Source organism: Pseudomonas sp. GL-B-19 (genome assembly GCF_019956415.1).
GTDB lineage: Bacteria > Pseudomonadota > Gammaproteobacteria > Pseudomonadales > Pseudomonadaceae > Aquipseudomonas.
Map to the genome: position 1 here is coordinate 1 of NZ_JAHBDK010000090.1, position 10629 is coordinate 10629.

A 10629-nucleotide genomic window follows, 5' to 3' on the forward strand; every position below is an offset into this window, starting at 1 on the left:
ACCACCACCACCACCACCACCACCGTCCTTGGCATAGGCGCTCGAGTCATGGGAAATGGAATCTGGTATCAAAACACTGGAAGCCGAGAGGACGCCACCAATTGCCAGCGCCAGTAAACCTCTCTTGAAAAGCAGGTAAGTGTTCATCGTGCATTCTCCTGGTGATTTACCGCGAGCAGTGCCAACGCAATCAGGTTGCAATTCGGGAGCAGCTTGGGAGCGACCCCTTGGCCTAACGGTTTCTTCTGAATTGTTGGCGTGGGAAATTTTCCCACTCGATGTAAGTTAGACCTTTCTGGCTTCGGGTCAATCCGCGCAGGAGAAAGCCGACCGGCGGTTGGGGACACGGATGGAAATGGGGGTTGTCCATGCGGAGTGACATGGGCTGTGTTTTTGGCGCGTTTCAAGGCACCCCTTCAATAACAGTTGCTCGATTTAAACCACCTGAGCGGTCAGCCCGGTTTTTTGCCCGAGACTCACGGCAATCCCGCACCCATCGCCCAGAGCAGAACATCCGTCCAACTTCCCGACCCTGCACCATTAAAACGGGAGGGATCCGGGTTTTGTGAACGACAGGATGATTGCTCACCTGTCCAGTTCCGTCGCCTTCCCCGCTGCCGCCATCTTCGTCGGCGTTCCGGATCGCGCGACACGATGTCGAAAAAAAGTCGCAAACCCCGCGACGTTTCAGGGTTTGCGACTCAATGCCGATACGTCCCTCAAGCTCCCGGGACGTTTTCTACGGGTATGCCTGCCGTGCTCATTGCGCAACGTGCAGGCCTAGTTCTGTACCTCAACCGCGTCGATATCCGGGGCGTCCGGAGCGTCCGCCACATCCTCTCTGGCTGCCTGCGCCGCATCTTCGGCAGCCTCTCTGGCTGCTTCTCTGGCTGCTTCGGCAGCCTCTCTGGCTGCCTGTGCCTCAGCTTTGGCAGCCTCTCTGGCCGGCTGCGCCTTAGCTTTGGCGGCGTTCCTGTCCGCATCTGCGGCAGCCCGGGCAGCGTCTCTGGCTGCGTCGGCGTCTGCCTTGGCGACGTCCCTGGCTGCATCTGCAGCGGCCCGGGCAGCGTCTCTGGCTGCATCTGCATCTGCGTCCGCTACGCCAGCCGCTCTTGCAGCGTTCCGGGCTGCATCCGCCTCAGCTCTGGCGGCATCCCGGGCTGCATTTGCAGCAGCTTTGGCAGCATCCCGAGCTGCATCCGCATCAGCTTTGGCAGCATTCCGGGCTGCATCCGCGTCGTTTCTGACTGCGCCCCTGGCGTCTTCTGCGGCCTCCCTCGCAGCGTCCCCGGCGTCTTCTGCGGCCTCCCTGGCTGCATCTGCGGCATCGTTATCATTGTCATTGTCTTTCGCGTTGTCGTTGTCACGCGCATTACCCGGGCCTCTGTTCCCGGCCATACCACCATGGTCAGCGTCGCCGCGCCCCGGACCTCCATGACCGTCAGCGCCATGGCCAGCAGCACCATGACCGCCACCATCTCCATGACCGCCACCATCTCCATGACCGCCACCATCTCCATGGTCGCCGCCACCGTGACCGCCTCCGCCGTCACCACCGTGGCCACCGCCTCCGGAGCCACCGCTGCCGCCACCGTTACCACCACCGCCTCCACCGTGGCCGCCTCCACTGCCGCCACCGTTACCACCACCTCCGCCGTTACCTCCGCCACCTCCGCCGTTGCCGCCGTGGCCGCCTCCGCCGTCACCACCGTGACCACCGCCTCCGGAGCCTCCGGAGCCACCGCCACCGCCGCCATGACCACCACCGCCTCCGCCGCTACCGCCGCCATCTTTGGCATACACGCTGGAGAAACTACCGATGTAATCGGGCACCAGGACAGTCGATGCCGACAGGACTCCGCCAATTGCCAGAGCCAACAAACATTTCTTGAGCAGCATGATCCACCTCCGCTTGGAGCTGCGTCGTCATCTCCGTATCGAACGCAAAGTCCAGTGAGTTCCCAGCCGCCCCTTGGAGCGGCCAGCCAACCGGCACGGCCATAAATCTGCAGCAATAACGAGCAACTGCGGTATCCGCACGGTCCTTCAGAGCCAGTTAGCATCGTTGCGTGGGAAATATTCCCACACCTATAGATTAGTGATGTTAGCCCGAGTGTCAACGACCGAACATCAGGACTATGGATGCCGCTTTGTGAAAGCCATCGAACTATCGGGAGACCGCCTATTGGTCATGGATAAAGGACGAGTGGTCGAGAGGCCTCTACCACGGGTGATCACCGAGACGTGACGGCGGCTCGGGCAACACCAGAAAGGGGCATTCGTCCGGGTGGAATGAACTTCACCCTCCTCCTCGGTCACATGTAATCTTTTTCAAGCGCCCCCCAGCAGAGGAACAGCCTTATGAAATTGGCCTCGGTTGTCAGCGCCGTAATTTCCAGTCTCGCACCTGGCGTATTCGCCCAGAACGGACTGCCAGAACCCGGCGCCAGCGTCTCCGCCGTGGACTATCACTACGGAATGGAAATTGATGTCCAGAAGGTGCTGCAACGCACCGACACGTCCCAGAAGACAGGTGTGGTGCCCGTGACCCTGGTCTATGAAGACAGCGAGGGCGAAGTTCACAAGATCCGTTTCCTCGAATGGGGTGGAAGCCCCGCCGACCCCACCAGCATTGCCTGATCCGCTCGCCGTTAGGGTTCCGGGCCTCGCCTGCCCCCCCAGAAGTGGAAGTTAACCCTCATATGCGCTCAGTGCGGATGATGTTTTTTGTTACCTGAAAATGGACATGATCGAATGATTAAAAGTTCATTCGCGAAAATCGCTATTGTCCTGGCAGCGTAATACCGCAAGATTAATTAATAGTAATTGCTGGATCTTAACTGCAATCAGCAACGGCAAACTCCAATCAAGCCGTGCCGAGAGCCAAGTTGATCCACCATTATAACCAAGAGGTAACCATGGAACTTAGAACAAGGAAGTTCAGCTTTAGCAAACAAACCCCGCTGTTAGCAGTTCACAAAGTTTTACTTGAGGATACCCAAATGAAATCCATGAAAGCTCTCTTCGTATTCGCCGCTCTGACCGCTGCTTCTCTGGCCATGGCCACAGGTGGTGGTGACAAGACGTTCAATCGCATGGAGGCGGCCCGGAAAGTCTCGATGGAAGCCTACCAGGTTGCACAGAAACAGAAGGCTGAAGCCGCTGTAGCTCAAAGCAAAGCCAAGGCGGCCGATCACAGCAACAGCTGATCGGTGTAGCGCGTCCCCTGGTTGACCGAAATGTGCGGCCTCAAGCCTCAAATGCAGCACCGAAGGTGCTGCTAGCGCCGGTTTAACCGGGATCCCGCTTACACAATATCCAGTGTGTTGAATCCCACAAAAAAGCCCACTGACCGTCACCGGTTCAGTGGGCTTTTGTTTAGCTCTCTAATTACAGAGCCATATCAGTCGCAGCATTAGCCTTCGGTGCCTTACCCGCATCAGCCGGAGCAGCAACCGGAGCCACTACCTGACCCATCGCCGGCGGCGGAGTCAGTTCCAGCACCTTGGCGGTGTAAGCCCACTCCTCGGCCACCTTCTCAGGATTGCCATTGAGCTGAGTGCCATAGCTCGGCACGATCTGGTGCAGCTTTTCCTGCCAGGCTGGCGAAGCCACCTTGTCTTTGAAGACTTTCTGCAGCACGGTCAGCATGATCGGTGCAGCGGTCGAGGCACCTGGCGAGGCGCCCAGCAGGCCGGCAATCGAGCCGTCAGCAGACGAAACGATCTCGGTACCCAGCTTCAACACACCACCGGCAGCTTCATCACGCTTGATGATTTGCACGCGCTGGCCGGCTTGCCACAGGCGCCAGTCTTCGGCTTTGGCGTTCGGGAAGTATTCTTTCAGGGCGTTCATGCGCTCTTCGTCAGACAGCATCAGCTGGCCTGCAAGGTACTCAACCAACGGGTATTCCTTGATGCCGACCTTGGTCATTGGCCACACGTTGTGCGTGGTGGTGGTGGTCAGCAGGTCCAGGTACGAACCTTCTTTGAGGAACTTGGTGCTGAAGGTCGCGAATGGGCCAAACAGGATGACGCGCTTGCCGTCCAGAACACGAGTGTCCAGGTGCGGAACCGACATCGGCGGTGCGCCAACGGAGGCTTTGCCATAGGCCTTGGCCAGGTGTTGCTCGGCGATGGTCGGGTTTTCGGTCACGAGGAACGAGCCGCCTACCGGGAAGCCTGCGTATTCCTTGGCTTCAGGAATGCCGGACTTCTGCAGCAGGTGCAGTGCACCGCCGCCCGCGCCGATGAACACGAACTTGGCGTCGGTTTCGGCTTTGCTGCCGTCTTTCAGGTTTTTGTAGCTGACGCGCCAGGTGCCGTCTTCGTTCTTGGTGATGTCCTGCACTTCGCTAGACAATTTCAAGTCGAAGTTGGGCGTGGTTTGCAGGTGCCCTACGAACTGGCGGGTGATCTCGCCAAAGTTGACGTCGGTGCCGATCGGGCTCCAGGTGGCCGCGATTTTCTGGTTGGGGTCGCGCCCTTCCATCATCAGCGGCACCCACTTCTTGATCACTTGCGGGTCTTCGGAGTACTGCATGCCAGCGAACAGCGGGCTCGCTTGCAGGGCTTCGTAACGCTTCTTCAGGAACTTGATGTTGTCATCGCCCCACACAAAGCTCATGTGCGGTGTGGAATTGATGAACGAAAGCGGGTTCTTCAGCACGCCTTGCTGAACTTGCCAGGCCCAGAACTGACGGGAGATCTGAAACGCTTCGTTGATTTCAACGGCTTTCGGGATCTGAACGTTGCCCTTGTCGTCTTCCGGGGTGTAGTTCAACTCAGCCAGGGCGGAGTGACCGGTACCGGCGTTGTTCCAGCCGTTGGAGCTTTCCTGAGCGACGCCGTCGAGGCGCTCGATCATTTCCATCGAGGTGCCAGGTTCCAGCTCATTGAGCCAGACACCCAGTGTTGCGCTCATGATGCCGCCGCCAATCAGCAGCACATCGACTTTCTTTGCCTCTTGCGCCTGTACAGACGTGATCCCCATCGACAAAGCCAGCCCCAGCAGGGCCGTATTCACTTTCTTAAACATCTGTAGCACCTATGATAAAACGCCATCCGCCCTTCCATCCTCACGACCAAACCCCTGGCTCACGGCATTCAGGCAGGATGTCGTGGGTGTTCGTACATAAGGATTGGAGGGTGGGCACACAAGGCCGACGGACTGCGTCGACCTCAGTTATATGTCCCTACTGAACTGACTTTTTATCATTATTGGCTTCAGCTACTTGAGCGACATTGATCCTGTCGGCACGTCTGCGGGACGGGCCAACTGAACAGGTCAAACCAAGTTGGCGCGCAGAATATCACGGTCGGGCGACCGTGCGCTCCCGAAAGGACTCATGGGTCTAGTCCAGACGCGGCTCGTTCGCCGCGTTCTGGCCCAAACGATTCAGCACAAACACCTTGGCGTTGCGGGTCATCTGGTCCAGATGCCGGTCGCGCTGCTTCTCGGCATCGATCATTGCGCGCTGGCCGTGTTTTTGCAGCAAGTAGTGATGGATCTGCCGAACTTCAAGCGAACTGTAGATCGAGGCCACATCCAGCAGCCCCATCAAGCCTTCACTACTATGGTCGCGGGTGTTCATCAGTACTTGCGTGCCGCGCACGCCCAGCACCTGAAAGCCCATCGATTCGAACCACGGCACCTTGGCGACGGCGCAGGTCAACTCAGCGTGCGGGTAGCGGTTGATCATGTCTTGTAGCATGGCGCGCGCAACACCTTTACGACGATAGCCCGCGTCAACCGCCATGTAGGCCAAGCCGCACGCCTGGGGATCGTCTTTGATCGGCAGGTACAGCAGGAAACCGATGACCTTCGACGGGTCTTCATCGTCGGTGGCGACGATCAACTCGACCGCAATCCCCTTGTCCCCGTTGAGCGCTTCCAGGTACAGGTGCACTTCGAAGCCGACCGTGTATTGGTACACGTTGTACAGCGGATTGCTCGGCGCGATGCCGACCATGCTGATGTCGGTCAGGTTATCGACGACCAGTTGCAGGATCTGGCTGTTGATGTGCTCCGGGCACGGGGCTGCGAAGTGGGTGAGTTGGGGCATTGAAATTCTGACTCCGGGATAAGGCTTACAGGGCATCGGCCAGGGTATTGTCACAGATTGATCGCCGCGCTGCTTCTGCCAGCGGCTACAGGGGTTGTCGCGAATAGATAACTTAATTCCCCGACAATGAGGAATTCCCCCCCAGTTTTACGCACTTTTCCCCAATGCGGGGATAACCCATTTTTTTTGTCACAGGCCTTTGTTTTACTAAGTTTTACTAAATATTACTAAGACTTTGGTCTGATTGCGCTCATGGCTCAGCTTTTGCTTCGGCCAAAGGGCGAGTGCCATCACCGTGGCATGCCCCAATTGAGAACTATCATGAAGAGCTCAGTCCCTGCGAACAAGTCATCTGGCTATTCCATAGCGCAGGGCATTACTTCGGTGGTGATGATCACGTTCAGCGTGACCACCCTGAACGCTGCCCCCATCGATGATGTCGGACAACCACCACCCACCGACCCCTCAGCGTACATCAACCAGCCGGCTGATCCAGCCGCTGCGCTGGAAGCACTGAAGACCATGCCAGAGGCGAACCAGGGTGCATATGCCCTGCCCAACGGCATGTATGGCAACAAGGACACGACCCGCACCGAAAACGTGCTGCCGCCGAGTTTGCAGACTTCGTTCAACATCCCCACGAATGGCAAGCCCAGCCCCCTGTTTGGCGCTCAACCGTTCACCCAGCAATTGCTGCTGTTCGAGGAATTTGGCACGGAAAAACTAGACCCGACCCTGCCGCAACCGCCGCTGTCGTTCCCCGTGCCGCTCGCCGGCCCGGCGCCCCAGCAGGACCCGAACAGCATCGCCCGCAGCGTCCCGTCGAGTGCCGCGCTGGATGCGTTCATGCGCCAGCCGGGGCTGTATCCATTCCCGTCGCAATACTCCAATGTGCTGGACCGTAACCCGTGGAAGTCGCAGATCGAAGCCTTCCTCAACCGCCATCCGGTCGGCTCGCCAGCCGAAGGCCGTCCACCGGGAAAAGGCTGGTCGCATCAGCGCTGGAACGAGTTCTACCCGCAGGTCGATTTCAAGACTGCGCAAACCGGCGCACGGACCAACCTGGGCATGCGTGACCGCAAGCAATTGCACAACTACGCCAAGGGTGAATTTGCCCCCGGCGGGCTCTATTACCAAACCTCGGATATTCCGGCAACCGCTGGCACCACCAAGGGCATCGACGCGCGTTTTCACCCGAAAATGCCGGTGCAAAATTACAAGAATCTGTGGACCTTCGACGGCACCTTACCGGCAAAATTGCTCATGGTGCGGTATGGCCAACCGGTGCTGATGCGTCACTACAACGCCCTGCCGATCGACCCGGCGGCCAATGCCGGTTTCGGCTTGCATACCCTGACCACCCACGAACACAACGGGCACTCCCCGGCGGAAAGCGATGGTTATGCCAACGCGTTTTTCTTTCCAGGGCAGTATTACGACTATCGCTGGCCGGTCCAGCTGGCCGGTTACGACACCATCAACACCACGGCGCAGGATCCGCGCGCGGCATTCCCTTGCGCGCCTGGTGAAACGCTGTACGTCAACGACGCCAGTCCCGGGCTGAAAACCTGCGACAACGGCAGCATCAAAATCCGTGGCGACTGGCGCGAAACCATGAGTACGCACTGGTTCCACGACCACATGCTCGATTTCACCGCGCAGAACGTCTACAAAGGCAACGCGGTGATGATGAACTACTACAGCGCCCTGGATCGCGGTAACGAGGCGATCGAAGACGGCGTCAACTTGCGCTTCCCCAGCGGTTCGGCAATGCCGTGGGGCAACCGTGACTACGATGTGAACCTGATGATTGCCGACAAGGCCTGGGACGCCAACGGCCAGTTGTGGTTCAACCCGTTCAACACTGACGGCTTCCTCGGAGACCAAGTGTTGGTCAACTGGCAGTACCAACCGGTGCTGAAAGTGCGGGCGCGCAGCTATCGGTTCCGTATCCTCAATGGCTCGGTGTCTCGCTACTTCAAAATAGCGCTGGTACGGCAGGTCAGCGGCACCAGCGGTGAGTTTCCGGGTCCGGCAGGCTCAGGGGTTTCCTACAATCGCGTGCCGTTCCACATGATCGCCAACGACGGCAACATCATGGCGCACAGCCTGCCTTTCGACGGCAGCATGGACCTCGACGGCGACGGTAATTTTCAGGATCACAACGCCATTCTGCCGACCCAAGGCATCGCCGAACGCTACGACATCATTGTCAACTTTGCGAAATACGGCATCAGTACCGGCGACAAACTGTTCTTCGTCAACCTGATGGATCACCAGACCGGTAAAGGCCCGGAGAAAATAGAACTGTCGCTGGCCGACGTGCTGTCCGAAAAATACAAAGCGGTGCTCAAGCAAACCAGTAATGGCCTGAAATGGGACAACGGCGATCCGGCGGTGGGCAAGTTTCTGGAATTTTTGGTGCAGCCTTACTCCGGTCAGGACCTGAGCATGGACCCGGTCGCCTATGAGCCAGCCAAACCCGGCAAGCCCGCCGGCAAGGTCATGATCCCGCTGACCATTGACCGCGATAGCCCGACCGATCAGGCCAAACTCACCGCTGCGCGCCATCGCGAGTTCACTTTCGGGCGTTCTGACGGCACCGATCTAGCGCCGTGGACGATCAAGACCGATGGCGGTTTCGGTTACAGCATGGACCCACGCCGGCTAGATGCCGCGCCGCAATTGGCCAACGGCCCGACCGATGCCGGGTTCTCCGGCGACGGCACCCTCGAGGTATGGCATATCAAGAACGGCGGTAACGGCTGGACCCACCCGGTGCATGTGCATTTCGAAGAAGGCGTTGTTCTCAGTCGCGACGGCCTGCCACCGCCGGATTGGGAAAAATGGGCACGCAAGGACGTCTATCGCATTGGCGAAGGCGTCGACAGTACGATGGACGTGGAAATGGCAATCCGCTTCCGCGAGTTCGCCGGCACTTACATGGAGCACTGCCACAACACCCAGCATGAAGACAACGCGATGCTGTTGCGCTGGGATATCGAGCATCCGGGCCAGTTCCAGTTGATGCCAACACCCTTGCCGGGTTGGGACGGTGTGACCTACGTCGCTTCCGTGGCGCTGCCTACCTTCCGCACCGGCAATGACGGTAACAATAACGATGGCGACAACAAAAAACCCGTGGCCAACCCCGACAGCGCCACCGCCAGCAACGGCCAGCCGCTGACCATCAACGTGCTGGCCAACGACACCGACCCCGACAATAATCTGCCGCTCAAAGTGGTGGAGCTGAACCAGCCGGATTCCGGTAAGGGCACGGTCAGCACCGACGGTTTGCGGGTGATCTACACCCCACCAGCCATCGTCCCCGCACCGTTCACCGCGACCTTCACCTATCGCGCCAGCGATGCCAAGGACGCGAAGTCGGACCCGGCGACAGTGTCCGTCAATGTCACCGCTGCAGCGGCCAACGAGACTCTGGCGGTCACCAGCGCTTTCGTCACCGTTCGTAGCGACAATCGCTACACCTGGGATATTTCCGGGACCACCACGCGTTTTACCGGTAATAGCGTGACGGTGACCGCGTCCACTACCGCCGGGCCGCTTAACCTGGGCAAGGCCACGCTCACGCAAGTCGGTACGGGTGCGAAGTGGCGAGTGTTAGTGGCGACCGCCGGTGCCGGGCCGGCGCCAAACGCGACCATCACTGTCACGTCTGCGTTTGGCAAGACGATAACGGTGCCGATCTCCGTGCGTTAAAGCGGCATCGATAGGCGCCCCTGTGGCGAGGGAGCTTGCTCCCTCGCCACAGGACGGCGGTTACACGGGTGGCTCAATCGTATCCAGCACCCGGTTCGCTGTAATCTCCGCCACCATGATGCTGTTGGAAATACCCAGCAGGGCGTAGCGCGACTCACCCTCCAGATGATCCACCAACTGATGGACCATCACATCGACCGAGGCCAGCGTCTCGACCAAAAAAACCGCCAGGGTTTCGGTAGTGGCCGCGGGGTCCACGAAAAACAGAGTGCTGCGCGTTCGCGCGGTGGCTTTGATGTCGGCATTCGACGGGAAGTGGAAGTTCAGAGCCCGCTCGGCGGCCTCGTTGAGTTTTTTTGAATCGGGTTCGTACGGAGACACCGGATCGGTGTCTGGTGGGTTGGGCGTAACTTTGAACATAAGCTTGCTTCTCTGGTTGAGTGCCAACCCTCCTGCTGCTAAACGAGAGGGAGGCAGCTGTACGCAGGTTAGCAGACCGGGGAAGCTAGCAAAGCCGGCGCGCCCGAAGGCGCCCTGCGCACAACCACCATCAAGTGCAGGCATGGAAATGCCTGACTGACAAGCGCTTGTGCAGCTTACTTATAACCCCGGGCTGCTAAACCCGACCACTGATGGGCAGTGGCAGGGAAACGATAGAGGCCAGGGCCAAGGCACACAAGCCGGCGGATTCTGGCGTAGCCGTAGGCAACGGCGCAAGGTTTTGTAGCTTTCAGGACGTAACCTTGAGCGCGTTTAAACAAACCCCTTCCGCAGATGTTTAACAGGCAGACGAACATTCCCTACACACTTCAAAACCTTGCTCGCGCAGGCCCACCCTGCCCCGC

Annotated in this window: 7 protein-coding genes; 3 read left to right on the forward strand and 4 right to left on the reverse strand. The window is 58.9% G+C overall.

Going from position 1 to position 10629, the window contains the following annotated elements:
- Positions 1 to 1097 precede the first annotated feature (1097 nt).
- Positions 1098 to 1799 carry a hypothetical protein gene (locus KGB06_RS27770; RefSeq protein WP_223521438.1) on the reverse strand — a complete coding sequence of 234 codons (702 nt, stop codon included), beginning with the start codon at positions 1797 to 1799 and terminating at the stop codon, positions 1098 to 1100.
- Positions 1800 to 2361: 562 nt separating this feature from the next.
- Between KGB06_RS27770 and KGB06_RS27775 the strand changes: the two genes are divergently transcribed.
- Positions 2362 to 2640, forward strand: a complete 279-nt coding sequence (locus KGB06_RS27775) for a DUF2790 domain-containing protein (protein WP_223521439.1) — start codon at positions 2362 to 2364, stop codon at positions 2638 to 2640.
- A gap of 362 nt (positions 2641 to 3002) precedes the next feature.
- Positions 3003 to 3209 (forward strand): co-regulatory protein PtrA N-terminal domain-containing protein, encoded by a 207-nt coding sequence (locus KGB06_RS27780; protein ID WP_223521445.1) that lies wholly within the window; start codon positions 3003 to 3005, stop codon positions 3207 to 3209.
- A 181-nt stretch (positions 3210 to 3390) separates the two neighbouring features.
- On the opposite strand, the gene mqo is transcribed toward KGB06_RS27780, so the two are convergent.
- Positions 3391 to 5037 carry a malate dehydrogenase (quinone) gene (mqo, locus tag KGB06_RS27785; protein ID WP_223521440.1) on the reverse strand — a complete coding sequence of 549 codons (1647 nt, stop codon included), beginning with the start codon at positions 5035 to 5037 and terminating at the stop codon, positions 3391 to 3393.
- A 316-nt stretch (positions 5038 to 5353) separates the two neighbouring features.
- Positions 5354 to 6064: a GNAT family N-acetyltransferase gene (locus tag KGB06_RS27790; protein ID WP_223521441.1), complete on the reverse strand. Its 711-nt coding sequence runs from the start codon at positions 6062 to 6064 to the stop codon at positions 5354 to 5356.
- A 321-nt stretch (positions 6065 to 6385) separates the two neighbouring features.
- Here KGB06_RS27790 and KGB06_RS27795 point away from each other — a divergent pair, with 321 nt between their 5' ends.
- Positions 6386 to 9784 (forward strand): Ig-like domain-containing protein, encoded by a 3399-nt coding sequence (locus KGB06_RS27795; RefSeq protein ID WP_223521443.1) that lies wholly within the window; start codon positions 6386 to 6388, stop codon positions 9782 to 9784.
- Positions 9785 to 9844: 60 nt separating this feature from the next.
- On the opposite strand, the gene KGB06_RS27800 is transcribed toward KGB06_RS27795, so the two are convergent.
- Positions 9845 to 10204, reverse strand: coding sequence for a DUF6124 family protein (locus KGB06_RS27800; RefSeq protein ID WP_223521447.1), 360 nt, complete (start codon positions 10202 to 10204; stop codon positions 9845 to 9847).
- Positions 10205 to 10629: the final 425 nt, after the last annotated feature.